This window comes from Prevotella sp. P2-180 (genome assembly GCF_002251435.1).
In the GTDB taxonomy this organism is placed as follows: Bacteria; Bacteroidota; Bacteroidia; order Bacteroidales; family Bacteroidaceae; genus Prevotella.
In genome coordinates this window covers 13,573-38,734 of record NZ_NPJI01000029.1, presented here as the reverse complement: position 1 = coordinate 38,734, position 25,162 = coordinate 13,573, and the positions used below count along the sequence as shown (strand labels likewise).

Sequence of the window (25,162 nt, the reverse complement as noted above, 5' to 3'; positions counted from 1 at the left end):
GGAAATCACATCAGCGCTCCAATTTCCGCATCCAGGTCCTTTACACCAGAGGCACGCTTCACAAGCGTGTTGGTGCGGTCGATGATGAAAAAGTCGGGCACTGACTGAACATTGTAAAGCACAAGAGTCTGGGAATTCACACTCGACGGATCGATAACACTGATCCACGGCAGAGCCGAAGTCTGCTGCTTCCAGAAATGCTCGTCGGTATCAAGCGATACCTGATAGATTTCAAAACCTTGAGCATGATATTTGTTATATAGTTCGCGAAGCATGAGTATGCGCTTTGGCGACTCCTCCATGGCAAACACGTGGAAATCGAGCAATACCACCTTTCCCTTCAGTGCCGTCAGCGAACGCTCCACTCCCTTGTTGTCGCGCAACTTTATGTCAATGATGCCAGCTTCCGTCACCTTGCTTGCGTCGATCGTGGCATTCTGCTCAGCCGCCACGATACGCTCATTCTTCATTCCCTCAATGGCAATGTTGTGCAGGTTCTCACCACGTTCAGCCCCTGGATAGAAAGTGTCCCAACTGGTGGCAACGGCAGCAAACACCTTTATGTCGGCCTTGTTTGTACGCGGGTTGAAAAGCAAGTACGGTCCTATGGCCTGAAACAAGGCAAAATATGACGATGCCGCCTTCGGCTCTTGGAATATGAAGTCGCGCTTTACCTCCTCTTTATATGCATTCATTAACTTGTTAATGCTGTCTGCGGCAGCCTGAGTGCCAATGGTCATGTCGCGCTCAATGGCGATAGCTCGGTTTTGAAGTTCAATCTGCTTCAGCGCAAGAGTACGGATCTTTGCACACTGCTCCGAACCACTCACCTGGTAGTTTTTTGCCATATCGGGCATGGAAGCCTTCACGCTCACTGTCTCTGTAGAGTCTATTGACACATTGATTATCTGCCCTGCAATACGCAGGCGATAGAACTCGGGAGCCTCAGGACATTTGTCTGAAAAACTGAACGCCCCATCCTCGTCGAGCTTCACAGAGTCGACCGTAACAGGTCCCTGAAGACTCATATTCTCGAAATAGAGCGTAGAGTCCTTCGCATTGGCAATAGAACCCTCCACATGAAACTTCTTCTCTTGGCATGCCGCAAAGGCAAGTGCAACTGCCACGATGGCAGTCGCAGATAATAGCTTTCTGATGTTCATATTTTAAAAAATTGCAATTTTCTGCCTACAAAGGTAATGATTATTGGGGGAAGAACAAAATAAAAGTCAAAAAATATGGGTTTTTCATTGTTATTTGACATTATTTACGTAACTTTGCAAAGTTACTATTACCAAATTATTATTGTTGATATGAAAAAAACATTGCTGACACTTGCAATTATGGCGGCTACAACAACAACCGCCAACGCTGAAAATCTGTTCAAGACTCTGCTTGGGAAAACCGACGCGGAAGTGGACAGAAAAATTGAAAACATCTGGGGGCACTTCTTCACTCCTGGTGACTTGAGCCTATATGAAGCCGACGGACAGAAAACTGTGTACTACAACTCACCAGACGGTCTGGCATTCGTAATGGATACTGGTAGCAACGACGTGCGCACAGAAGGCATGTCATACGGTATGATGATTAGCGTACAACTGGGACACAGGGAGGAGTTTGACAAACTCTGGGAATGGTCGAAACGACACATGGCTTACCCAAAAGAATCGCCATGGGACGGATTCTTCTGCTGGCAATGCCACACCGACGGCACAAAGTTTGGAGGCAGCAACGCCTCCGACGGCGAGATATACTACGCCACCGCATTGTTTGTGGCGGCAAAAAAATGGAACGAGCCACGATATGCAAAAGAGGCTAACGAGATACTACAGCGAACTATGGACAACGACGGCACAAAAACCGGCGTATACAACCTCTACAATCGCGACAACTGCCTCGTCACTTTCGTGCCAGACCATGCCGGGCATGGCTTCACAGACCCCTCATACCAACTGCCTGCCTTCCTCGACTATTGGGCGAAGGTGGCAGAGAAAGACCGTAAGTTTTGGAAAAAGGCAGCCAAGGCGGCACGAAACCATCTCATAGACTCTGCCGACCCCGTCACAGGCCTCTATCCTGACTACAGCAACTACGACGGAACAGCCTACCGATGGCCACACGCAGCTTACGACACATCTATATATATGTACGACGCAATACGCTGCGCCATGAACGTAGGAATGGACTACTACCTCTGCGGCAAAGACAAGAAACGCCAGACAGAGACGATGGCTCGACTGTTAGCAACCTTCAAAGCCGACGGCTATAAGCACGCCCATTTCACTCTTGACGGCAAGAAAGCCTTTGGCGACTACTCACGAGGCATGGCAGGAGCTAACGCCGTGGCAGCATTCGCACTCGCCCACTCCACCCCAGAACATCAATGTCTGGCACGCGAGATAGTACAACGCCTGTGGGACGCAGAGCCCCCAACAGGCAAATACCGCTACTATGAAGGCATGGTATACTTCCTCTCTATGCTTCACGTAAGCGGAAAGTTTGAATTATAAATAATATAAAAATATGGCAACAGTAGACGACAAGAAAGTAATTTTTTCAATGGTGGGAGTATCGAAAATCATCCCACAAAATCAAAAGCAAATCCTGAAGAACATCTACCTCTCGTTCTTCTACGGAGCAAAAATAGGTATCATCGGTCTTAACGGCGCCGGAAAGTCTACACTGATGAAAATCATTGCCGGACTTGAACAGCCCACTCAAGGCGAAGTGGTATGGAGCCCTGGCTACACCGTGGGATACCTGCCGCAAGACCCTCCACTCGACGAGACAAAAACCGTGAAGGAAAACGTGATGGAAGGTGTGCAGCATATCTACGACGCTCTTGCCGAATACGAAGACATCAACCAAAAGTTTGGCCTTGAGGAATACTATGGCGACCCAGACAAGATGGACAAGCTTATGCAACGACAGGCTGAAGTGCAAGACATCATCGACTCTACCGACGCATGGAACATCGACTCAAAGCTTGAACGCGCCATGGACGCACTGCGATGCCCTGCTGGCGATTGGCCAGTGACAAACCTCTCAGGAGGTGAACGTCGCCGCGTGGCTCTCTGCCGCCTTCTGCTGCAAAAGCCTGACGTGCTGCTGCTCGACGAACCTACAAACCACCTCGACGCCGAAAGCATCGACTGGCTCGAACAGCACCTACAGCAGTATGAGGGCACTGTGATTGCCGTCACCCACGACAGATACTTCCTCGACGACGTGAGCGAATGGATTCTCGAGCTCGACCGCGGAGAAGGCATCCCATGGAAAGGCAACTACTCTTCGTGGCTCGACCAAAAGACCAAACGCATGGAACAGGAAGAGAAGTCGGCATCCAAACGCAGGAAGACACTCGAAAGAGAGCTGGAATGGGTGCGCATGGCTCCAAAAGCACGACAGGCAAAGGGCAAGGCTCGTCTAAACAGCTACGAGCAGATGCTCAACCAGGAGCAGAAAGAGCGTGAGGAGAAACTCGAGATATTCATACCCAACGGACCTCGTCTTGGCAACAAGGTGATAGAGGCTCAGCACGTAAAAAAGGCATTTGGCGAAAAAGTGCTGTTCAACGACCTGAACTTCACGCTCCCGCCCAACGGCATAGTAGGAGTAATCGGTCCAAACGGAGCCGGCAAGACCACACTCTTCCGTCTCATCATGGGATTGGAGAAAGCCGACGGCGGATCGTTCGAGGTGGGTGAAACAGTGAAACTGGCCTACGTAGATCAGCAGCATAAGGATATCGACCCTTCAAAGACAGTCTACGAAGTCATTTCCCAAGGCAACGAGACCATACGTATGGGAGGTCGCGACGTCAATGCTCGTGCCTATATCTCCCGCTTCAACTTCTCCGGCACCGACCAAAGCAAGCAGTGTAGTGTGCTCTCAGGCGGTGAGCGCAACCGCCTTCAGTTAGCCCTTGCCCTGAAGCAGGAAGGCAACGTGTTGCTTCTCGACGAGCCAACCAACGACATCGACGTCAATACGCTCCGCGCCCTTGAGGAAGGTCTTGAAGCCTTTGCTGGCTGTGCGGTAGTGATCAGCCACGACCGTTGGTTCCTCGACCGCATCTGTACTCACATCCTTGCCTTTGAAGGCAACGGCGAAGTGTTCTACTTCGAAGGCAGCTACTCCGACTATGAGATAAACAAGGCCCGCCGCCTCGGCAATGAGGAAATTAAGAAAGGCCGCTACCGTAAGTTGATGGAGGAATAATACTAATCGGGGATGGAAGCAGAGATGTTCCATCCCTGTCTTTTTTGAAAAAGCAAATATGAGATAATTTAAGATATTTATTATTATGATTTCCTTTGTATCTTTCTCACTTTCCGCACATTCTCAGAATAAGAAAGAGCCATCGTCAGGTGCCGACGTTGTTTCTTCAGACACACTTGGCAGAATGGAACTTATGCGCATAGCTATTGCTGAGGCTCGTGAGGGCATTCGTGCGGGACATGGCGGACCTTTTGGATCTGTGATTGTGAAAAACGGGAAGATTGTAGGACGCGGACACAACTGTGTGCTGTCTCACAACGATCCGACATGTCATGGAGAGGTGGCTGCCATACGCGATGCTGGCAAGAATCTCAAAACTTTCGACCTCTCAGGATGCGAATTATACACCACTGGCGAACCGTGCCACATGTGCCTATGTGCCTGCATGTGGGCAAATATCAGTAAGATTTACTATGGCTGCACTATTGAAGACAATAGCATCATAGGATTCCGCGACGGCAAATTTAACGAGATTTTCGGCGGTCGCGACAAACTCGGCGACTATATGGAAGAAATTGGTCGCGAAGAGTGCCTAAAACTGTTTGAGGAATACAATAACATGCAGCACGAGAAGTATTGACATGTGGGTGAGTTCTTGTCCATAATCAATAGGTTTTCTCTACTATAGTCGTTGATTTCCACACATAATGCTTGCGATATAGTTCGGCACTGCCACGGGGAACGTGGACAGTGACATGCATGTCGGGACTGAATATCTTGCTCACATTCTGCGGAACAGGCGAAAGGTTGTAGATGTCGGTAAGCGATGTGCAATCGTAGAAGGCGAGAATGCCTATTTCTCTTACATTTTCAGGAATTGTAATGGTTTTCAGAGCCTTACATTTCCAAAACACTCCACGTTCCAGCGATTGCAACGACTTTGGAAGACTGACGTTGACAAGTCGCTCGTTGGCAGCGAAGGCATCGCAACCGATGGTGGTCACTCCTTCAGGCACCACCACATTCTCCATATTGGTAAAGCTGAATGCCCCAGAGGGTATTTCTTTGATGCCAGAAGGCAAGCGAAGACTCGACATACTGCGGCATAGCCAGAAGGATTGAGAGCCTATAGTGGTCACGCAGTCGGGAATATCGACAAACTGAAGTTTCTGACAGCCTAAAAAGGCGTTGTTGCCAATGGTCTGAAGGGTCTGCGGAAGGCTGAGCGACTCAAGGCCGTTGTATTTGAAGGCGTTGTCGGCTATGCCTGTCACTGTGTATTGTTTGTTGTTGTGAGACACGCTTGAGCGAATGTAGATATGCTTAAATATCTGTGTAGAGTCGCTTCCTACCACTTGGCATATTGCAGAATCTTCTGACAGCACTTCGTAGACGATATTGTTTTCGCCTACAAATAGTTTTGGGTCTTCTGAGATATTGCGCAAGCAGAACAATACTGTCAGCACCAAGAGAGCTGTTGACGCAGTCACGGCGGCAATACGCCATTTTACGAGTTTTTTTCTACTACTGTCCATAAAGCCGAGCGCTTCATCCACTGAGTTCCATCGTTCCTGCTTGTTTTGCCTTATGCATCGCTGTACAAAACCCTGAAGGTTTTTGGGCAGTCTATAGCCTCTAAAGGTAACCTGCAGTTGTTGCTCGATATAAAGCAGTATTTTTCCTATGGCATAGATATCGGTTCTTGCGTCGATGTCGTAGTTATGAGCAAGCAGTTCGGGAGCCGCAAAATCGGCAGTAGTGCCTAACAGTCCTGGCCAAGAGTCGGCATGACAGAATCCAAGGTCGATAATGCAGACATCGCGATTGACATGTGTCATCATCAGATTGGAGGGCTTGATGTCGAGATGAACGGCGTTAGCATGGTGAATAGACCTAATTCCTTCAAGCAACTGAAGGAGAAACCTACAAAGGTTAGCTTTGTTGCGAAAGTAATCTGGATGTTCCTCCACGAATTTGTCGAGGGTGTCGCCATCCACGAAGTCCATTATCAGCTCTACCTCCTCGTCGTTGCTGACAAAGTTGTTGTATTTCACCACATAATGTGTTTTGGCAGACACTCTGCGTCCTATCTCGTATTCTTTTGCGAGACATGAGCGCAACTTCTCGTTGTCGAGATATTCCGGTCGCAGGCGCTTGACCATTATCACCTTTCCGTCAGCTAATTGTTGTCTGGACAGTTGGCAATAGGTAGTGTATACGGTTGAATTCTTTACAGTAGTAGCGTTATATGGTATGAATGAAGAACTGTCTTTCAGCATTTATCTTAAGTTAACAGGTATTAGTATAGGTTGGGGTGATGTCAGTTTTCCGGATAGACCCTTTCCTCTGTTGGATAGCGATACCATTTTTGTGCATTGAGGTTGTTTCTGTTGCGTGCCCATTCTACAAACGAATATTTTTGTAGTTGGTATGCGCCTTCATAGCTGTCGTAATCCGCATCGTATCGCCCTATCTCCACTCCTTCGTATGGATAGCGGAATATTGCCGGTATGACCAGTGCCCATGGCACGTTGATATTGTTTACTGGATAGTCGTATTTGGAACGTTCCTTGATATATCCTGGGGTATGTATTTCGAAGTTGTTTCCATTGTATGAGGATATAATGAATATGTCAAGGTCCTCGATAGTTATTGAGTTAAACTTTTCCACATCATTGAACTTCAGCCTGTAGGTGGTGATAGTGGGTGTCACTGACAGCCAGTCAAGGCCGAGGGAGTCAGTCTTGGTATTGAAAAACACTCTTGGCACCTGTGTTCCTGTCTGGTCGAGTAATCCTCCGCTGATAGCATAGTGAGCATCGTTGAACAGGTCGATACACACATCGCCATAGTGAGTAGTCCCTACCTTGCCCTTAGGGTCAGAAAGACTTATGCTTGGATAAATGTAGTAGTTCCATCCTTTCACTGGCATAGTGAAATACGGTGCTATATCGTCGGGGGTGACGCCATTGATATGCATAGAAGCGGCCAGGCCTTTTACAGCTCCCACTGCCCTCAATCTCACATCGATATCAACAATGTTTGCACTGTCGTTGACTATTTTGGGAGATTTTCTCATCGATACGCCCATTACGACATCGTTGAAATCGAAGTCTCCACCTTCAGGATATGTCTCTTCAAAGCAGTAGGTGAATTCCTGACTCATGGCAGTCTGCACTGTGTTGACCTCCTTTTCGTCACCAGCCTTCGACTTGACAGTCAGTGTACTGTTGACAAAGGGGAATGTACCGTCGACAACTACCGTCTTGCCTTTATATGCCACGACATATAGCGTAGAGGGATTTACGTCTTTTGGCATACTGAATTTAAACACGGTTGTGCCTTTTACAATACCTGTGGCCAGTTTTCTGGTCGTGTTAGACATGGGATTGCCGTCGTATATGTCTACGGCATACTCACCCTCCGGCGATGCGTTGAGGTCTACAATAGCGTTTACAGTCTGCATGAGGTTCCATGAGTGATTGGTGTCGAAACCAGACACAGGGAACACATCCTTGATAAGATCTTCGTATCTTTCTTCGTTGAAATAGTCGGCAGAACACGAAGATATTATGAGTGATGTTACGGCGGCATACATGAATGCCAATATTGATTTTTTCATCCTTTACTGCGGTTTTGTTGTTGTCGTATATTTTAGTTTGCGGCAAAGATACGTATTTTTTCTGAGCTATTGGGGCATTATGACGTTAAAAAAAGTAAGTTTTGGCAAAATCATTTGCAGAAAAGGAGGAAAAAGAGTATTTTTGCATAAAAAATTATATTAAAGTGAAATAATGAATGTAAAAATTGAAAGCTCGTGGCAAAAATTGCTTCAAAATGAGTTCTCCAAGCAGTACTTCACAGAACTTGTCGACTTTGTGAAAAAGGAGTACGCCACAAACACGTGTTTTCCTCCAGGACATCAGATTTTCAACGCATTCAACCTTTGTCCGTTCGACAAGGTGAAAGTGGTGATAATCGGACAAGACCCGTATCACGAACCTGGACAAGCTCACGGATTGAGTTTCTCTGTAAACGAGGGTGTTCCGTTTCCTCCTTCGCTTGTCAATATCTTCAAGGAGATATGCGACGACTTGGGTAAGCCAATGCCTACCAGTGGCGACCTTACCCGTTGGGAGAAGCAGGGTGTGCTTCTGCTGAACGCCACGCTCACCGTAAGGGCTCATCAGGCTGCAAGCCACCAACGCAGGGGATGGGAGACGTTTACAGACGCTGCCATAAAGGCTCTCAGCGACCAGCGCGAACACTTGGTTTTCATCTTGTGGGGCGGATATGCCAGAAGCAAAGCGAAACTAATTGACCAATCGCGACATCTAGTGCTTCAGTCGGTTCATCCTTCACCCCTGTCGGCTAATAGGGGAGGATGGTTTGGCAACCACCATTTCTCGCTCGCTAATGCGTATTTGAGACAGTGGGGGATTGAGGAAATAGAGTGGTAATGTGAATAGTTGAGCAAATGAGATAAGAAAATAATGATTTAGGAATATGTTTTTTCAAATTGACAACGTACTCATCAGCACAGAAATAATAACGGAGAAGTTTTGCTGCGACCTCGACGCATGCAAAGGTGAATGTTGTGTTGAGGGCGATGCAGGTGCACCTGTCACTCTTGACGAGGTGGCTGCCATAGAGGATGCCATAGATTCTGTGTGGGACAGCCTTAATGCATCGGCACAAACTATCATCGACAGACAAGGCGTGGCTTACACTGACCAGGAAGGCGACCTGGTTACAAGCATCGTAGGCGGCAAAGACTGCGTGTTCACCTGTCATGAAAACGGGTGTTGCTTCTGTGCTCTTGAAAAGGCTTACCGTGCTGGAAAGACGAAGTTTTGCAAGCCCATAAGCTGCGCCCTATACCCTATTCGCGAGGTGCATCTGAAAAATGGTCTTGTAGGCCTTAACTATCATCGATGGGATGTGTGCAAGGAGGCTGTGAAGAAAGGCAGAGAGCTTGATATCCCGATATATAAGTTTCTGAAGGATCCTCTCGTTAGACGTTTTGGCGAAGAATGGTATAAAATGCTTGAAGAATGTGCTCAAATTAGCGATCTCGACACATCTCAAAAGTCGGAATAACCTTATTTCTTCCTATAGGCAGTGGGAGTGACTCCAACATGTTCGCGGAAGAATTTTCCGAGAAACGACTGGTTGGGGAAGTGCATCTCGTCGGATATCTCCTTTATACTCTTTGTCGACGTTTTCAGCATCACTCTCAACTCGAGTGTGACATAACTGTCTATCCACTCGTTGGGAGTACGACTGCTGACGCTTTTTACTGTTTCGGAAAGATATTTTGGCGTAATGCCAAGTTGCAAAGCATACCATCCCACCTTACGCTCATGACGAAAATGAAGTTCGACAAGACGTATAAACTTAGTGAAAATGGATTCAGCTCGGGTTTGCTTCTTATTATGCGTTTCTTCCTGCACCCTTAGTATCACATTGCTAAGGTCGTAGAACATTACCAATATCAATGTGCCTACGATGTTGCGGCGGAACTTGTTGGCTGGATCGCCTATTTTTTCCTTCAGAAAGTAGAAGTAGCTGCTGAACAGCTCCACTTCCCTGTCTTCCAGCGACACCACAGGATGGCTTCTTGAGAAACAAAAGAGTGTAGATACATCGCTCACGTTTCGCACTATCTCGTAAAAGAAGTTTACGGAAAGCATCATCACAAGTCCATCGGCATCATCGGTGGCTGAGAAACTGTCGACGATGTGGCGGTCGGAGATGATTACGAGATCGTTCTTCTTTATTGTAAATTGTTGTGTATCAATAGTGAAACGACATTCTCCCTTTGTACACAAGGCGACGAGGATGAATGTGAGTCTGTGGGGGCTTGTTGGCATTAAGGCGCGATTCAACCTGTCGACCAGAAGCACGTCGCCGTCGATGAAGTCGGTGTGGTCATGTGCCACCTGTGTCAGTCTAAGACTTAATTCTTTTATGCCGTTGTTGTTCATGAGTTAATATGAGTAAATGGGTTGTCCTATATCTACAGGAAAAAGATGCCTTCTGGTCCCATATTAAACAGCAAGTCGAGAATACTGAGATTGGGTTGGAATCCTGTCCGTGATGCAAACACTTGATAATACTGTCGAGGCTGGAAGCTACTGTCAGGCAAAGGGTGTTTGGGCACTATAGCTTCACGATAGTCCACCGTTGTCTCAGGCAACATGTCGCGTTTCAGGTATTGGTCGGTGAGGCACAAGTCAGGACGAAGGTCAAGTAGCTCGCACACCTTACGGCATATTTCCATGTTGAAGTCGAAGAGAAAATCGTAGCGGCTCTCAAAAAAGGGATGCAGGTCGTCAGCATAATACTCAAAGAAGGGCGACTCGCTGTATGCGCTTTGCAGTGCATTCCAATGTAGCTGTCTCCAACGACCATGATCGCTTATGCGTATATCGCGAACGGGACAGCGGTTGAGGTCGACATTCGTTGGCCGTTCCACTGGTACGGTAAGCGACTGAGTGCCATTTGCAGTAGCAATGACACATCTGTTTCTGTAGGTTTGCTTGCAGTAGTTTTCATGTGCCTCAATAAGGGTGATGTCGCCGCTGTTGAGTTTCTGATACCATTGCACCGGGCCGAAATATGTTGTTGAGAGAAGATTCATTGTTGTTTATGTTTATTGCGGCAACAGACAACGGCGTGTCTTGTCGAAACCAGTGTAGAACGGGAGCGAATCGTCGTGGTTGTAAACTATCAGCACCACCCTGCCAATTATGCTTGACTCGGGAATGGTGCATAGTGAGTGTTTCTTTCCCATTTCCACCACGTAGTAGTTCTGCTTGTCGCACGTCACCTCACCAGGTACGAGGAAAGGACCTTCTTTTGTGTTAAGAGTGTCACCAGGAAGTGCCTTTACTACTCCCACGAACACACCATTAGGATTAGGGACATTATTGTCGAAAGCAATGATGTCGCCTTTCTCCGGCATCGATGCCCCCAGTCGCCCATATCCGAATATGCCGTTTATTTCTCCGGCTCTGAGGCCGTAGCTCCACCGGTTAACCATAATTCGGTCGCCGCTCTTAAACATTGGTTCAAGAGCGTTGCCCTCTATGGTGTATATTGTCAACACCAAAGCCCTGAAGGCAAAGAGAGCCACGGAAGCTAATATTATGGCGACTGCATATTTTTTCACATCTTCAGTTGTTCTCCCGTTACTTTATGTTGTCTACAAACCTGAAGAGCCGTTGCCAGCGTATACCTCCGAATCCGCTTCGGTCGGGATCGCTTGACCACCAGATGAAGATTGGTTTTCCCACCACATGGTCTTCAGGCACGAATCCCCAGTATCGGGAGTCTGCTGAGTTATGCCGGTTGTCTCCCATCATCCAGTAGTAGTCCATCTTGAAAGTGTAGCTGTCAGCTTCTTTTCCATTGATGTATATCTTTCCTTCCTTTATTTGCAGGTCGTTATGTTCGTATACTTTTATCGGTCGTTCGTATACTGCAATATTGTCGAGTGTCAAGTTGATACTCTTTCCCTTTGCCGGAATCCATATCGGTCCATAGTTGTCACGCGTCCAGTGCATGTTACCATTAAGAGGATAGATGTCGTGTTCTGAAGCGTCGGTGTTAATCCGTATGCTTTCCACAAGGTCTTTTCTTTTTGAGAGAGTAGCCACCGCCCTTTTTGTAAGTGGCATGTAGCCTGCTGTGTTAAGGCTCACGAGGTCTTCCATGGATATGCCAAGGTCTTTCAGCATTTCATCCGGTATGTGCTGTTTCAACTTTACATAATATGTGTACTGCACTTCTTCCGGTTCCTTGTTTGCCTTTCCATCGAGATAGACAATGCGGTTTTTTATCTGCAAGGTCTGTCCTGGCAGTCCCACACATCGTTTCACATAGTTCTCACGACGGTCGGTGGGGCGGGTGATTATTTTTCCGTACTCTGCCTCGTTGCGTCGCAGTTCCTCTCGTCCTGTCTCATACAAGGTGTTGAAATACTTTATACGGTCGTTGGCAGACAGTGAGTCTGGATTAGGCCGTTGTGGATAAAGTTGATAGCCTATGCTGTAGCACATGCCGTAGTAGTCGTAGCTTTGGTATTGTGGTGCAGAGCAGAGGGTGTCGCCAGCAGGATAGTTAAATACCACGATGTCGTTCAGCTCCACCTTACCAAGTCCTTTCACGCGGCGATAGTCCCAATGGGGCCACTCGATGTATGACTTACACTCCACCACAGGCAGTGTGTGTTGTGTGAGGGGCATGGTGAGCGGTGTCTCTGGAATGCGTGGTCCGTAGCTCACCTTACTTACAAAGAGGTAGTCGCCTGTGAGCAGCGACTTCTCGAGCGAACTCGAAGGAATGACATAGTTTTGGAAGAAAAACAGGTTGATGAAATACACTGCCACGAGGGCGAAGACGAGTGCGTCGACCCACGACATGACAAACTTCACTGGTTTTTCCGCTTCTTTCCACCATTGCCATTTTATCTTCTTTGTGATGTAGATGTCATATATAAAAGGTATGACCACTACTCCCAACCAGCTTTTCACCCAAACGAGGAATGCTATATACAGTGCGAGTACAACGGCAAACTTAGCCCATTGCACTTTCATATTCAGTTTTCTCTTCTTTAAATCTTCCATTGCCTAAAACTTAAACATGTCACTGATTGTGAGCAGACCGCTATGGTCTTTGGTATATTCAGCAGCAAGAACGGCTCCGAGGGCAAAGCCTTTGCGTGAGTGTGCATCGTGGGTAATGGTGATGCAGTCTGCTTCCGAGTCGTATTTTATGGTGTGTATTCCAGGCACCTCGTCGCGTCGGATGGAGTCGATGCGCAACTTATCGGCATCGGCATTCCTTTCCCCAGAGAGGGTGCCGTCGGGAGCAAGCAGCGTGCCTTTGGTCCAGCCATCCTTTCGGTCTATCTCGGCCACTATCTCCTCGGCAAGCGTGATGGCTGTGCCGCTTGGCGCGTCGAGTTTATGTATGTGGTGAACCTCTTCCATCTCCACATCATACTGTGGAAACTGGTTCATGATTTTTGCAAGATAACGGTTAGCAGCCGAGAAGATGGCTACACCGATAGAGAAGTTTGACGCCCAAAACAATGTCTGCCCCTGCTCGCGACAAAGGCGCTCCACGTCGGCTTTATGGTCGTCCATCCAACCAGTAGACCCGCTGACCACTTTTACATTGTGGCTGAAGGCGCGCAAATAGTTGCCATAGGCCACATGCGGAGCAGTGAATTCTATAGCCACATCGGCAGATGCGAAAGCAGGACTGTCGAAGTCTTCCTGGTTGTCGATATCTATGATACTTACAATCTCATGTCCACGGCTGATGGCTATTTCTTCTATCATTTTACCCATCTTTCCGTAACCTATTAATGCTATTTTCATATTGTTCTTATTAAAATTTTGTGCAAAGTTACTGAATTTTGTGCATAATCAATTGGTTTTCAGTTAAAAAATCAGAACAAAAACACTTTATATGCGTTTTTTGCATTTTTTTTGATTACTTTTGTTGCAGATTAAGGACTATTCCTATACTAATTTGGAAAAAACATGGAACAATTGTTGCACTATGTGTGGAAACACAAGATGACGCCTCTTGGAGAACTCACCACAACAGACGGACGACTCGTAGAGATTATCGATCCTGGACTCCACAACAGGAACGCAGGACCTGATTTCTTCAATGCCAAGGTGAAAATTGACGGCCAGACATGGGTGGGAAACGTCGAGATACACGACAAGTCGAAAGACTGGTATCTACACGGTCACGACCAAAACCCGGCATACGACAATGTGGTGCTACATGTGGCGGAATGTATAGACTGCGAGGTAAGAAACTCAAAAGGCGAGACTCTGCCGCAGCTGATGCTGACCGTTCCACAACATGTGACCGACAACTATTCCATACTGATGAAGACCGACTGCTATCCGCCATGCTACAAGATAGTGCCTTCTCTCACCAAACTCACGATACACTCATGGATGTCGTGTTTGGAAACCGAACGACTGGAGCAGAAAACCGAATCTATCAGACGACGTGTAGAAAGGCTCAACGGCTCGTGGGAGGACGCACTTTTTGTTACCTTGGCACGCAACTACGGCTTCGGCATCAATGGCGACGCATTCGAGCAGTGGGCCACCAATCTTCAACTGAACTGCGTGGCTCATCACCGCGACGACTTGTTTCAGGTAGAGACGATGTTCATGGGTCAGGCAGGACTTCTCGACATCAACTCAGTGCCTAAGAAACATCAGCAAAACGCCATCAACGACAGCTACTACACGAAGATGGCCAACGAATACCGCTATCTGGCGCATAAGTTCAAGCTCACGCCCATCGACTTCAAGATGTGGAAGTTTCTACGACTTCGTCCCCAGAACTTTCCCCACATAAGAATATCACAACTCGCCACTCTATACTACGAAAGGCGTATGTCGCTGAGCCGACTTGTGGAATGCAAGACTGCACAAGAGATGGCATCTCTGTTTGCCACACATGTCACTCCATATTGGGGCAATCATTACATTTTCGGCGCAGAGAGTCTACAAAACAGCAAAAGCATGTCACCTTTCTCCATCAACCTGCTACTCATCAACACCGCCGTGCCGATGCTTTTTGCCTACGGCAGACACATCCAAAACGAGCTTCTTTGCGAACGGGCCTTCGACATACTCGACCAACTGAAAGCTGAAAACAACCATATAATAAGAATGTGGAGAGAATGTGGACTGGAAGTGACAAACGCCGGCGACACACAAGCCCTGATACAACTGAAAAAGGAATACTGCGACAAAAGGGAATGTCTGAGATGCAGAATTGGGTATGAGTATTTGAAGAGGGTAGAAGGTCATAATTTACAACAAAACCAGTAAAAACATGAAATATATATTTGAAACAAGAATGATGGTTCGCGACTATGAGTGCGACATCGAAGGTATAGTAAACAATGCCAACTATCTGCATTATGCAGAACATACACGCCACCTCTTCATAAAGGAAAGAGGGCTTAGCTTTGCTGAGATGCACAGGAAAGGTGTCGACGCCGTGGTGGCGAAAATGAACCTGAGATTCAAAACTCCACTGCAATGCGACGATGAGTTCATATCACGACTCGCCATAAGAAAAGAAGGACTGAAATATGTATTCTTACAAGACATATACAGAGCAAGCGACGAAAAACTTTGTTTCCAAGGGGAAATAGTCATCGTTTGTCTTGTTAACGGAAAACTGGCGGCAAGCGAAGACTACGACAGGGCATTGCTGCAATAAACAACTCAACAACACTCACTTATGAGCAACGACGATATTCTCTACACCATTGCACTCACAAAATTGGGATATATCAGTCCTGACGTACTGCTACGGATTATACAACAAACCGGCAGCGGAAAGACAGTGTATGAAACACGTGATCATCTTGAAGAGTTATTGCCCGAATCTTCAAAAAGACTAAAAGACATTATCGGCGGCAACTGGAACGACGCAATAGCCTACGCTAAAAGCGAAATGGAATTCTGTCAGAAAAACAATATCTCCATACTCTGCTATGGCGACAACGACTATCCGCAACGACTAAACGAATGTCCAGACGCTCCTGTAGTACTGTATTACAAAGGCAACGCCAATCTCAACTGCCATCACGTAATAAACATTATAGGCACTCGCCACTGCACCAACTACGGCTCTGACGTGATATGCAGGTTCATTTCCGACCTGAAAAAGCTATGCCCTGAAGTGCTCATCGTCAGCGGACTGGCATACGGTGTAGACATCAACGCTCACAAGTATGCCCTCGACAATGGATTCAACACCGTGGGAGTGCTCGCACACGGACTCGACACCTTATATCCTTCCATGCACAGGGAAACGGCTACAAAAATGATTGAACAAGGAGGGCTGCTGACAGAATATATGTCGAACACTAGAATTGACAAGCAAAACTTCATACGACGAAACAGAATAGTGGCTGGCATTTCTGATGCTTGCATACTCGTCGAATCAGCAAAACATGGAGGAGGACTCATCACGGCAAGAATATCGCAAGACTACGGTAGAGATGTGTTTGCAGTGCCTGGAAGAACCAGCGACCACTACTCTCAAGGATGCAACTCACTCATACACGACAACCAAGCCAGCCTATTGCTTTCGGCAGAAGACTTCGTCTTGTCAATGGGATGGGAAAACGATAAAATCCTTGAAGAGGCAAAATCAAGAGGCATTGAGCTTTCGCTCTTCCCTGAACTGACAGACGAACAACAAACCATAGCCAATACTCTCGAAAAATTTGGCGACCTTCAGCTTAACATTCTTATGATTAAGACAGGATTTACCATTGGCAAGCTAAACCAACTTCTCTTCGAAATGGAAATGAACGGCATTGTAAGACCAATGGCTGGCGGTAATTATCATTTGATAAAATAAGATTCATCTATTTATATATATAAGGTGTAAAAGAACTATTGTAAAAACATGAAAATAGGCAATATCGAATTTGGACAGAAACCAGTGTTCCTGGCTCCAATGGAAGACGTGACCGACATTGGATTCCGACTGCTTTGCAAACGCTATGGTGCTTCAATGGTATACACAGAGTTTGTGAGCGCAGAGGCTTTGGTTAGGTCGGTGAAATCTACTATCAACAAACTGACCATAAGCGAAGAAGAACGTCCGGTGGGAATACAAATTTATGGACGCAGCGTGGAAGACATGGTGGAAGCGGCAAAGATTGTGGAAGAGGCAAAACCGGACATTATCGACATCAATTTCGGATGCCCCGTGAAAAAAGTAGCTGGAAAAGGGGCTGGCGCCGGCATGCTGCAGAATATCCCACTCTTGCTCAACATTACACGAGAAGTGGTGAAAGCCGTTAAACTGCCCGTAACGGTAAAAACCCGATTAGGCTGGACACAAGACAACATCATAATACCAACTCTCGCCGAACAACTTCAAGACTGCGGAATATCCGCCCTAACAATTCATGGCAGGACCCGTTCGCAGATGTATACAGGTGTTGCAGACTGGAATCCGATAGCCGAGGTGAAACGTAATCCGCGAATCTCCATACCCATAATAGGCAATGGCGACATCTGTTCGCCCGAAGACACCAAACGTGCGTTCGACGAATATGGAGTTGATGCAGTGATGATAGGCCGCGCCACATTCGGACGGCCTTGGATTTTCAAAGAGATACGCGACTATCTTGAAGGCCGCGACCCTGACCCTATAATGGACACACAATGGAAACTGGAGGTGCTGAAAGAACAACTGCGCATCAACGTTGAACGCATCGACGAATATCGTGGCATTCTACACACACGCCGCCACCTTGCCGCAACCCCCATATTCAAAGGCATTCCAAACTTCCGCGATACAAGAATTGCCATGCTAAGGGCAACCACTGTCGAGGAACTGACATCAATACTTGAACGAGCTTCCGCCGAGAAACTCTCTCAATAAAGATGATGGAGGCACTTGTCGGTTGGGTATCGGACGGATATATCTCAGGAATTTCAACAGGCGATATGCCTCGCTGTATTCATCACAGTCTTCCGGCACCAGTTCGAGCAGCGGCTCTGCCTGACTCTTTATCACTCCAAGTTCAAACAGCATGGCAGTGTTGAACATCACGTCTGCATTCTCCTGGAACGGGAATATCCACTTGTTTTCACCAGCCCTTACCGAAGGCCAACGGCGGATGGTTTCCTGTGCGCTTACACCACGATACTTGTAGTCGCGTATTATGCGGCGAAGCAAACGGTTGTCGGTGGTTGGGACATAATTATGGTTGTCGAGCAGTATGGTGGTTAGCGCAGAGGCATAAACGCGGAACTTGCTCTCTTCGGGTATCTGAGCCGTGAGCATCGGGTTAAGAGCGTGAATGCCCTCCACCACAAGCACCTCGTTACCCTTCAGTCTCAGCTTTCGCCCGCTCTTCTCGCTCTTTCCGGTCTGGAAGTTATATTTCGGCAGTTCCACTTCTTCTCCTGCCATCAGAGCGTTGAGTTGTTGGTTAAGCAAAGGAATGTTCAGTGCTTCTACATGCTCGTAGTCCATATTTCCATTTTCGTCGCGTGGAGTCTTTTCGCGGTCAACGAAATAGTCGTCGAGAGATATTCCCACTGGTTTCAGTCCGTTCACTATCAACTGTATCGACAGTCTCTTGCATGTGGTAGTCTTTCCGCTCGACGAAGGTCCAGCTATAAGCACCACCCTGACGTTTTTCCTTTCTGCAATCATTTCAGCGATGTGAGAAATCTTTTTTTCTTGTAATGCCTCAGCCACGTTTATCAGTCCCATGGCATTTCCATCGTCCACCACCTTGTTCAGGTCGCCTATAGTGCGTATTCCGATGATGTCCTGCCATTTATGGTGTTCGGTAAATATTTCGAATAGCTTGTCCTGACGTATCAGTTCTCCAAGTTTCGATGGGTCGCTACTCAGTGGAATACGCAGTAGCATGCCATCATAATACTTCACAAGGTCGAAGAGATGAATCTGCGAGGTGTTGGTGAGCAGTGTGCCATAATAATAGTCCTTGTATCCATCGAGGTCGTAATAAACGGTGTACAGCCTTCCAGTGCTGCTGAGCAGTTTCACCTTTTCCTTGTCGCCTACCTCGTTAAACACTCTTACAGCTTCTTCAGTCGTACATTCTCTTCTTCTTATAGGCATTGCAGCGTCAATCACCTGCTGCATCCTTTCCTTTATGGCTTTCACCTCATCTTCAGCCAAGGGTCTTCCCAGCTGCAAGTCGCAGTAGTATCCATTCGACACAGGAATGTCAATCACCATACCGACATTTTTGAATATATCGTTGGCTGCTTTGCATAATATAAAAAATAATGTACGCGTATAGGCTCTCATACCCGATGATGAATACAAGTCGAGAAACTCCACGTCTTTGTTATGGTAAACACGATAATTCAGTCCTTCCACCTTGTTATTTACCTTTGCACTGACAGGTCCGAAGTCCATTTTCAAATTAATTTCATCAAAAATCTCAGAAAGTGAGCTTCCGATGCTGATATTTTCCGTTTTTTTATTATTTTTGCAACGGATTTGTAACTCTTGTTTCATTTCTATGTCTTTTTTATGGGTTTACGGCTGTAAAATTACGTAAAAAAAATGACATATCAAAGAAAGCATAACTAAATTAAGTAAAAATATGTCGATTTGGATTTTTTTTAAGATTATCGGATCACTCGCACTGTTGATCTATGGTATGAAAGTGATGAGTGAGGCATTGCAGAAAATGGCTGGCTCGCACCTTCGCCACATTCTCGCGACAATGACCAAAAACCGGTTCACTGGCATGCTGACCGGTATGTTCGTAACCTGCTCCGTGCAGTCATCTTCAGCCACCACGGTGATGACCGTTTCGTTTGTCAACGCCGGACTGCTAACCCTTGCACAAGCCATCTCTGTCATTATGGGAGCAAACATCGGAACCACTCTCACTGCCTGGATCATGAGTTTAGGATTCAATGTAGACCTTACGACAGTCATCTTCCCCGCCTTCTTCTTAGGCATCATGCTAATCTACTCAAAAAGCAAACGATATATCGGCGACTTCCTTTTTGGTATAGCTTTCTTGTTTTTCTCGCTTGTACTACTCAGCGGTGCCGGAAAAGAACTCGATCTTGAACATAATCCCGCAGTAATTGAATTTTTCAGTTCCTTCGACACTGGCAGCCATCTCACCATCATCATCTTCCTGCTCATTGGCACCTTGATAACTTGCATCGTACAGTCGTCGGCTGCCGTAATGGCCATCACCATTCTCCTATGCTCCACAGGTGTGCTGCCTATTTATCTTGGCATTGCACTCGTCATGGGCGAGAACATCGGAACCACCGCCACTGCCAACCTTGCTGCCCTCGGTGCCAACGCACAGGCACGACGCGCGGCATTGGCCCACTTGGTGTTCAACGTTATCGGTGTCATCTGGGTTCTATGCTTGTTCTACCCGTTTGTCAATACGGTATGCCAGTTTGTTGACTATAATCCTGACGACCACAGCCTCACTCCACAACAGTTGGCAACGCGTCTTCCTATCGTACTTGCGGCATTCCACACAGCCTTCAACGTGACCAACACGTTTGTGCTCATCTGGTTTATTCCACAAATAGAGAAACTGGTATGCCGGATCATAAAGCCAAAGACCCAAGAAGACGAAGAGGAGTTCCGCCTTCAGTATATCGGTGGCAACACCATCATGAAGACTCCGGAGCTCTCGGTATTGGAAGCCCAGAAGGAAATACAGCTCTTTGCCGAACGAGTTCACAAGATGTACAATTTCGTACGCGAACTGCTCGGCACCACCGACTCCTCTGCCTTCAACAAGCTGTTCTCACGCATAGAAAAGTATGAAAGCATTACAGACAACATGGAGATAGAGATTGCAAAATATCTCGACGGCGTGAGCGACGCACACCTTTCTGACGACACAAAGGCAAAGATACGCTCTATGCTACGCGAGATTTCTGAATTGGAAAGCATCGGCGACAGCTGCTACAACATTGCACGAACCATAAACAGAAAGGCAGCTGGCAAGGAAGACTTTACAGAAAGCCAGTACGAACACTTGCATCAGATGATGGAGCTTACCGACGACTCGCTGACTCAGATGAATGTCCTGCTGCTTGGACGAAAGGACAACTTCGACATCAACCGCTCTTTCAACATCGAGAACGAGATCAACAACTACCGCAATCAGCTACGTACGGAAAACATCAACGACGTAAACGACCACGAATACTCTTACGCTATCGGAACCATGTATATGGACATCGTAAGCGAATGCGAAAAGCTCGGCGACTATGTCATTAATGTCGTAGAGGCAAGAATGGGTCTGAGAAAATCAAATTAATTGTTCTTGACAAGTTGATAGTCCAAGCGCTAAACTGCAACAAACAAAAAGGAGTTAAGGATCCGCCCTTAACTCCTTATCATATGTCTTAACTCCTTAAACTCCTTAACTCCTTATCAATAGATATACACCTGATACTCCTTCACGTTTCCAGGTGCACCTTGCTCTGCTCGTGGCAGGTAGTCGAGAGCTGTCATTTGTTGCTCGCTGCCAAGGTCGATGACAAGCAGATGCGGGAAGTCGCTGCCGCGCTGTGTTTGCCAATAGGTTGACTCCTGGAGGTCAAACACCTTGTCGCCGGTGTGGTTGCCCATTTCGTTCTCGCTGTCGGCGTATTTCACTGTCCATGGCTCACGGCTCAGACGATTGCCGTCGGTGCCCTTTACATAGATTTCAGCTATGGCAGCCTGGTCGGCGGCGTGGGTGGATCGACATTCTATTGCCACATAACGTCCCTTTGCCACAGCACCGAACTTCACTGTCTGCCAACCGTTTCCTGCCGCAAACGTGCCTTGGGCTACGGGAGTGGCGGAATTGAGGTCGGGACGGTCGCCCGGATTGTTGTGTTTGTTGCTCTTCTCAAGGTTCAGCTTGTCCAGTTCAGGTGTCGTCTGTCCGAACATTGTTGGCTTGCCCTTTGGTCCAACCACATCGAGCACCACCACCTCGTTCTTTCCCTTCTTCAGCCAGCATCCCGGCACATAGAGTGTCTGCTGAGGGCCAATGCTCCAGAAACGTCCTATGGCATGACCGTTTACATAAACCTGTCCCTTGCCGAAAGCCTCCGTATTAAGGAAGGTGTCGCCCACTTTCTTCAGGTTGAATGTGCCACGATAGTAGCCCGACTGGGATGTGAGAGTGGAGAGATTTGAGTTGACGGATTTGTTCTGGAGGGCTTCCTGTGCCGTTGCGTAGTCGTCGGGCAAGGTGGCTATGGTCCAGTTTTTCAGGTCGATGATTTGTTCGTGTCCGTCAACCTCCGATGTCAGTGTGACGCTCTGCGTGATGCCCTTAAAGTCCTTTATGGCACGTCCGAAGTTTATTCTTCCCATCGCCTCTATCACAATGGTCAGCTTTGCGCCCTTAGCCGAAGCAGGCAAAAGAAGGCTTTTCTCGTTCTTCACGCGGTCTATCTTGCCCACATATTTGCCATCGACATACACCTGTGCAAAGTCGTGCGCATCGTTGATGTTCAGGACGGTGTTTGCTGCTATGGCAGGCAGTGTTGTCTGATACACCATTGAACCCCAACCCATGTCGAGTTCCTCCATTGTCTTTACATTACGGCTTTCTTCCGTCTTGCTGATGCCGGCATAGAGCGGTGCATAGTCGGTGAGTTCAAACTGCGGTATGGCAACAATGCCCATAGGGGCTTTCGGAACGGAAGGCAGCTTCTTGCCGTCGTTATATTTTGCCATTGTTTGGCGCAGAATCCAATATTTCCCTGTAGGCAATCCCCACTCGTTGATAGGTGCGTCGTAGTCGTAGCTTGTCACGTCGGGTGCGAAACCGGGACTGTTGGCTCCAGCCCAATGGCCGAACGATGTTCCGCCGTGGGTCATATAGAGTGAGAAACTGATGCCTTTTGAGAGCATCTCGTCGATGCCTGCCACCATGTCGTCGGCAGGACGTGTCTCGTGGCGTGCTCCCCACTTGTCGAACCATCCGCTCCAGAACTCTGAACACATCAGAGGCGCCTCAGGACGCAGTTGTTTCAGGCGGCGGAACTGCTCGTCTATGTTGGCTCCAGTGCCGAAGTTCATTGTCCATGTGAGGTCGTCGAGTCCATTATTGATGAAGTTGCTCGACCAGTCGCACTGGAACAGAGCTACCTTGTCGAAGCCAGACTGCTTGACGATGTCACGGATTTTGGAAACGTAGGGTTTGTCGATGCCGTAAGAACCGTATTCGTTTTCCACCTGCACCATTATTATCGGACCTCCATTCTCCACTGTGAGTGAAGACAGCTGTTTTCCCACCTCTTTCTCAAACAGGCGCACGCGCTCCATGAAGTACGGGTCGCGCTCACGCAGCTTGATGTCTTTCTTCTTCAGCAGCCACCAAGGCAGTCCTCCCATCTCCCATTCTGCACACACATAAGGACCGGGACGCACAATCACGAACATACCGTTTTTCTGTGCCAGTCGGCAGAATTCCGCCACGTCGTTCTGTCCTGTGAAATCGTATTCTCCCTCGCGCTGCTCGTGGATGTTCCAGAACACGTAGAGACAGAGGGTGTTCATGCCAAGAGCCTTGCACATCTTTATGCGATGCTCCCAGTATGGGCGAGGAATACGTGGATAGTGTACCTCGGCTGCCTTAACCACAAAAGGTTTGCCGTCGAGCATGAAACTGCCCTTGCCCACCTCAAACGTGTGTTGCGCCTCGACTGCTTGTGCCGTGGTGGTTGCTGTCGCCATGAGTGCGGCAAGGCAGAGTGTCTTTAGGATTTTGTTCATAATAAGTTGTATTTTTTTGAGCAATGTTTATTATCACTGTGCGAAAGTACAAAAATTTTAATAAACGCCATTACATTTCCTCAACAAATGTTGTTATGGATCGTGGGGCGAGCCTTGTTTTGCCTTCAGCCGTGCCTATTTTACTGAGACTTTCCGACGAGATGTCCGACGTGCGGTACATCGTCCATCGGCGTGCCTTGCCGTCGCTCGTGGAAAGGCTGAAGTCACGTTGCTGTTCGCCGTAGTTTATGACCACGGCAACCCATCTGCCGTCGGCATTGCGGAAAGCCGAGCACATCACTCCGTAAGGGTCTTCCGCCATGGAGGTGACAACATCGTGGCGCACTGCCTCAGGACGCACGAAACGGCTGTAGTTGCCAAGCGACCACAGCAGTTTGGAGTCGATCACATAGCCCGTGGTGTGCTTCTCGTCGCTATAGGCGCGGAGCAGTCCGTCGCGGTAGTTTCCTCCCACGGCTCTCCACCACGACCAGCTTTCGGCATTGGCATACACAAGGTCGTGGTGTATGACGCGTGCCACATAGAGAGCTGTCTTCATCGAGAAGTCGTACTCGTGTCCACCGCCTATCTCCTCGTCGTTGCCCATGATGCAGATTTCCGTCTGCCAGAATCCTACTCCCATGCGCTGCATCTCTTCGCGCAGTTTAAGGCGTATCTCCTTCATATAAGGAACGGGAGTGTTTGTCCAATAGCTGTGCGCAAGCATCAGGCGTGGCACGTTAGGTGTGGCACCGATATAAGTGTCGGTGCTGTCTTTGGTGAAGAACGAGTATAGGCTGTAGCCGCGGTCCCATGCTGTCTCATGGGTGCCGAGCAGGCAGCGGAGGTCGCTCGACTCGTCAGCCATCACCTGTGTGGTGAGTTTCTGTCTCTTCATCTCCTTGCCCGTGGCGCGTATTATGCGTGCTATCTCCCTGTTGGTGGCTGGAGTGCCTTCCTGCTTGGGACCTGTCCAGTTCCAGTGTCCGTCGGGTTCGTTCACCGGGCAGAGATAGTCGATGTGTACGCCGTCGTGCTCTTCAATGCCCCGAACGGCGTCTGCCATGAAGCGTGCAAACTTCTCGTAGCTGTCGTCACGCAGGTTGTATGTTCCTCCACGTCCGGTGTTTGTGGCAAGTCCGTTTTGTGTGAAATATACTGGTGGCGAGTTGAGGAAAGCCAATATGCGTGGCACTCCTCTTTCCTTTGCCATTTTCAGGAATTTGCGCTGTGCTGCCTGTTTTGTCCAGTCGAATGTCCCGTCGGGACGCATCAGACACTCCGTTCTTGTCGAGAAGTTTATCTGCGCCTCGTCGCCCTGTTCGGCACTTCCCGCGCCGAGGTTGAACCTCCAAACCGAAAGTCCTATGCCGCGTGGGTTGCCGTCCTTGTCGTTGTCGGTAGAGAAGAGCCAGTCGGCAACCTTCTCCTGTTCCTTTTCGTCCCAGTTGCCTATGAACTGCATGCTCCATGCGTCTGACGCTCCGAAGTGCAGCACCTTTTGCTGTGGTTTGTCAGTCTGTATTGTTGCTTTCAATTCACCTTCTGCAAGGGCGGCATTGCAACCCATAGCCAATGTCAGGCATATCGTCAGATGTGTTTTCAT

The 25,162-nt window shown here is 47.9% G+C and carries 21 protein-coding genes; 10 read left to right on the top strand and 11 right to left on the bottom strand.

Translation table 11 applies throughout. The features are described from left to right. Nucleotides 1-5: 5 nt before the first annotated feature. The gene (locus tag CIK98_RS04340) at nucleotides 6-1,163 is read right to left on the bottom strand and encodes a TlpA disulfide reductase family protein (RefSeq protein ID WP_094383058.1); all 1,158 of its coding nucleotides are present in this window, start codon (nucleotides 1,161-1,163) and stop codon (nucleotides 6-8) included. 150 nt (nucleotides 1,164-1,313) lie between these two features. Between CIK98_RS04340 and CIK98_RS04335 the strand changes: the two genes are divergently transcribed. The 3 genes from CIK98_RS04335 (at nucleotide 1,314) to CIK98_RS04325 (ending at nucleotide 4,864) form a co-directional block, all read left to right on the top strand. Beyond that, on the top strand, nucleotides 1,314-2,513 hold the full coding sequence (locus CIK98_RS04335; protein WP_172409815.1) for a glycosyl hydrolase family 8: 1,200 nt from the start codon (nucleotides 1,314-1,316) through the stop codon (nucleotides 2,511-2,513). 13 nt (nucleotides 2,514-2,526) lie between these two features. Further along, complete coding sequence (gene ettA, locus CIK98_RS04330) at nucleotides 2,527-4,224, top strand: energy-dependent translational throttle protein EttA (RefSeq protein ID WP_094383056.1); 1,698 nt, start codon at nucleotides 2,527-2,529, stop codon at nucleotides 4,222-4,224. A gap of 85 nt (nucleotides 4,225-4,309) precedes the next feature. Then, the gene (locus tag CIK98_RS04325; protein WP_253249642.1) at nucleotides 4,310-4,864 is read left to right on the top strand and encodes a nucleoside deaminase; all 555 of its coding nucleotides are present in this window, start codon (nucleotides 4,310-4,312) and stop codon (nucleotides 4,862-4,864) included. Nucleotides 4,865-4,889: 25 nt separating this feature from the next. On the opposite strand, the gene CIK98_RS04320 is transcribed toward CIK98_RS04325, so the two are convergent. Together CIK98_RS04320 and CIK98_RS04315 are read right to left on the bottom strand one after the other, a co-directional pair. Next, entirely contained in the window at nucleotides 4,890-6,503 is a 1,614-nt protein-coding gene (locus CIK98_RS04320) for a leucine-rich repeat protein (protein WP_094383055.1), read from the bottom strand. 41 nt (nucleotides 6,504-6,544) lie between these two features. Next, nucleotides 6,545-7,846, bottom strand: a complete 1,302-nt coding sequence (locus CIK98_RS04315; protein WP_094383054.1) for an LruC domain-containing protein — start codon at nucleotides 7,844-7,846, stop codon at nucleotides 6,545-6,547. Nucleotides 7,847-8,018: 172 nt separating this feature from the next. Here CIK98_RS04315 and ung point away from each other — a divergent pair, with 172 nt between their 5' ends. Then, nucleotides 8,019-8,684, top strand: coding sequence for a uracil-DNA glycosylase (gene ung / locus CIK98_RS04310; protein ID WP_094383053.1), 666 nt, complete (start codon nucleotides 8,019-8,021; stop codon nucleotides 8,682-8,684). A gap of 46 nt (nucleotides 8,685-8,730) precedes the next feature. Continuing rightward, nucleotides 8,731-9,324: a DUF3109 family protein gene (locus CIK98_RS04305; RefSeq protein WP_094383052.1), complete on the top strand. Its 594-nt coding sequence runs from the start codon at nucleotides 8,731-8,733 to the stop codon at nucleotides 9,322-9,324. Between the two features lie 2 nt (nucleotides 9,325-9,326). On the opposite strand, the gene CIK98_RS04300 is transcribed toward CIK98_RS04305, so the two are convergent. From CIK98_RS04300 to dapB, 5 genes are read right to left on the bottom strand one after another with little or no spacing between them, the layout of a single operon-like run. Continuing rightward, entirely contained in the window at nucleotides 9,327-10,211 is an 885-nt protein-coding gene (locus CIK98_RS04300; protein ID WP_094383051.1) for a helix-turn-helix transcriptional regulator, read from the bottom strand. Between the two features lie 32 nt (nucleotides 10,212-10,243). Further along, the gene (locus CIK98_RS04295; protein WP_094383050.1) at nucleotides 10,244-10,867 is read right to left on the bottom strand and encodes a WbqC family protein; all 624 of its coding nucleotides are present in this window, start codon (nucleotides 10,865-10,867) and stop codon (nucleotides 10,244-10,246) included. A gap of 12 nt (nucleotides 10,868-10,879) precedes the next feature. Then, nucleotides 10,880-11,398: a signal peptidase I gene (lepB, locus tag CIK98_RS04290; protein ID WP_141210406.1), complete on the bottom strand. Its 519-nt coding sequence runs from the start codon at nucleotides 11,396-11,398 to the stop codon at nucleotides 10,880-10,882. 19 nt (nucleotides 11,399-11,417) lie between these two features. Further along, nucleotides 11,418-12,854: a signal peptidase I gene (lepB, locus tag CIK98_RS04285; RefSeq protein WP_094383048.1), complete on the bottom strand. Its 1,437-nt coding sequence runs from the start codon at nucleotides 12,852-12,854 to the stop codon at nucleotides 11,418-11,420. Nucleotides 12,855-12,857: 3 nt separating this feature from the next. Continuing rightward, nucleotides 12,858-13,613, bottom strand: coding sequence for a 4-hydroxy-tetrahydrodipicolinate reductase (gene dapB, locus CIK98_RS04280; RefSeq protein ID WP_094383047.1), 756 nt, complete (start codon nucleotides 13,611-13,613; stop codon nucleotides 12,858-12,860). Between the two features lie 165 nt (nucleotides 13,614-13,778). Between dapB and CIK98_RS04275 the strand changes: the two genes are divergently transcribed. Genes CIK98_RS04275 through dusB form a run of 4 tightly spaced genes read left to right on the top strand, consistent with a single transcriptional unit; the run spans nucleotide 13,779 to nucleotide 17,685 of the window. Continuing rightward, on the top strand, nucleotides 13,779-15,101 hold the full coding sequence (locus CIK98_RS04275) for a DUF2851 family protein (protein ID WP_094383046.1): 1,323 nt from the start codon (nucleotides 13,779-13,781) through the stop codon (nucleotides 15,099-15,101). 4 nt (nucleotides 15,102-15,105) lie between these two features. Beyond that, nucleotides 15,106-15,498 carry a thioesterase family protein gene (locus CIK98_RS04270; RefSeq protein ID WP_094383045.1) on the top strand — a complete coding sequence of 131 codons (393 nt, stop codon included), beginning with the start codon at nucleotides 15,106-15,108 and terminating at the stop codon, nucleotides 15,496-15,498. A 21-nt stretch (nucleotides 15,499-15,519) separates the two neighbouring features. After that, on the top strand, nucleotides 15,520-16,650 hold the full coding sequence (dprA, locus tag CIK98_RS04265; protein WP_094383044.1) for a DNA-processing protein DprA: 1,131 nt from the start codon (nucleotides 15,520-15,522) through the stop codon (nucleotides 16,648-16,650). A gap of 48 nt (nucleotides 16,651-16,698) precedes the next feature. Then, nucleotides 16,699-17,685, top strand: coding sequence for a tRNA dihydrouridine synthase DusB (dusB, locus tag CIK98_RS04260; RefSeq protein WP_094383043.1), 987 nt, complete (start codon nucleotides 16,699-16,701; stop codon nucleotides 17,683-17,685). Here the strand turns inward: dusB and CIK98_RS04255 are convergent. Further along, nucleotides 17,644-19,305 (bottom strand): nucleoside kinase, encoded by a 1,662-nt coding sequence (locus tag CIK98_RS04255; RefSeq protein WP_094383042.1) that lies wholly within the window; start codon nucleotides 19,303-19,305, stop codon nucleotides 17,644-17,646. The two genes, dusB and CIK98_RS04255, sit on opposite strands and share 42 nt — an antisense overlap. A gap of 88 nt (nucleotides 19,306-19,393) precedes the next feature. Between CIK98_RS04255 and CIK98_RS04250 the strand changes: the two genes are divergently transcribed. After that, nucleotides 19,394-21,097 carry a Na/Pi cotransporter family protein gene (locus tag CIK98_RS04250; RefSeq protein WP_094383041.1) on the top strand — a complete coding sequence of 568 codons (1,704 nt, stop codon included), beginning with the start codon at nucleotides 19,394-19,396 and terminating at the stop codon, nucleotides 21,095-21,097. A 116-nt stretch (nucleotides 21,098-21,213) separates the two neighbouring features. Here the strand turns inward: CIK98_RS04250 and CIK98_RS04245 are convergent, their stop codons facing one another. Both CIK98_RS04245 and CIK98_RS04240 read right to left on the bottom strand, forming a co-directional pair. Next, complete coding sequence (locus tag CIK98_RS04245) at nucleotides 21,214-23,556, bottom strand: beta-galactosidase (RefSeq protein ID WP_094383040.1); 2,343 nt, start codon at nucleotides 23,554-23,556, stop codon at nucleotides 21,214-21,216. 70 nt (nucleotides 23,557-23,626) lie between these two features. Then, nucleotides 23,627-25,162 (bottom strand): glycoside hydrolase, encoded by a 1,536-nt coding sequence (locus tag CIK98_RS04240; RefSeq protein ID WP_094383039.1) that lies wholly within the window; start codon nucleotides 25,160-25,162, stop codon nucleotides 23,627-23,629.

Coding starts and splice junctions, on each gene's coding strand:
- CIK98_RS04335 (WP_172409815.1), top strand. CDS start 1,314: ATGAAAAAAACATTGCTGACACTTGCAATTATGGCGGCTACAACAACA.
- dapB (WP_094383047.1), bottom strand. CDS start 13,613: ATGAAAATAGCATTAATAGGTTACGGAAAGATGGGTAAAATGATAGAA.
- CIK98_RS04240 (WP_094383039.1), bottom strand. CDS start 25,162: ATGAAAACACATCTGACGATATGCCTGACATTGGCTATGGGTTGCAAT.
- CIK98_RS04245 (WP_094383040.1), bottom strand. CDS start 23,556: ATGAACAAAATCCTAAAGACACTCTGCCTTGCCGCACTCATGGCGACA.
- lepB (WP_094383048.1), bottom strand. CDS start 12,854: ATGGAAGATTTAAAGAAGAGAAAACTGAATATGAAAGTGCAATGGGCT.
- dprA (WP_094383044.1), top strand. CDS start 15,520: ATGAGCAACGACGATATTCTCTACACCATTGCACTCACAAAATTGGGA.
- CIK98_RS04315 (WP_094383054.1), bottom strand. CDS start 7,846: ATGAAAAAATCAATATTGGCATTCATGTATGCCGCCGTAACATCACTC.
- CIK98_RS04250 (WP_094383041.1), top strand. CDS start 19,394: ATGTCGATTTGGATTTTTTTTAAGATTATCGGATCACTCGCACTGTTG.
- dusB (WP_094383043.1), top strand. CDS start 16,699: ATGAAAATAGGCAATATCGAATTTGGACAGAAACCAGTGTTCCTGGCT.
- CIK98_RS04325 (WP_253249642.1), top strand. CDS start 4,310: ATGATTTCCTTTGTATCTTTCTCACTTTCCGCACATTCTCAGAATAAG.
- CIK98_RS04320 (WP_094383055.1), bottom strand. CDS start 6,503: ATGCTGAAAGACAGTTCTTCATTCATACCATATAACGCTACTACTGTA.
- CIK98_RS04340 (WP_094383058.1), bottom strand. CDS start 1,163: ATGAACATCAGAAAGCTATTATCTGCGACTGCCATCGTGGCAGTTGCA.
- CIK98_RS04270 (WP_094383045.1), top strand. CDS start 15,106: ATGAAATATATATTTGAAACAAGAATGATGGTTCGCGACTATGAGTGC.
- ung (WP_094383053.1), top strand. CDS start 8,019: ATGAATGTAAAAATTGAAAGCTCGTGGCAAAAATTGCTTCAAAATGAG.
- CIK98_RS04305 (WP_094383052.1), top strand. CDS start 8,731: ATGTTTTTTCAAATTGACAACGTACTCATCAGCACAGAAATAATAACG.
- CIK98_RS04255 (WP_094383042.1), bottom strand. CDS start 19,305: ATGAAACAAGAGTTACAAATCCGTTGCAAAAATAATAAAAAAACGGAA.
- CIK98_RS04295 (WP_094383050.1), bottom strand. CDS start 10,867: ATGAATCTTCTCTCAACAACATATTTCGGCCCGGTGCAATGGTATCAG.
- ettA (WP_094383056.1), top strand. CDS start 2,527: ATGGCAACAGTAGACGACAAGAAAGTAATTTTTTCAATGGTGGGAGTA.
- CIK98_RS04300 (WP_094383051.1), bottom strand. CDS start 10,211: ATGAACAACAACGGCATAAAAGAATTAAGTCTTAGACTGACACAGGTG.
- CIK98_RS04275 (WP_094383046.1), top strand. CDS start 13,779: ATGGAACAATTGTTGCACTATGTGTGGAAACACAAGATGACGCCTCTT.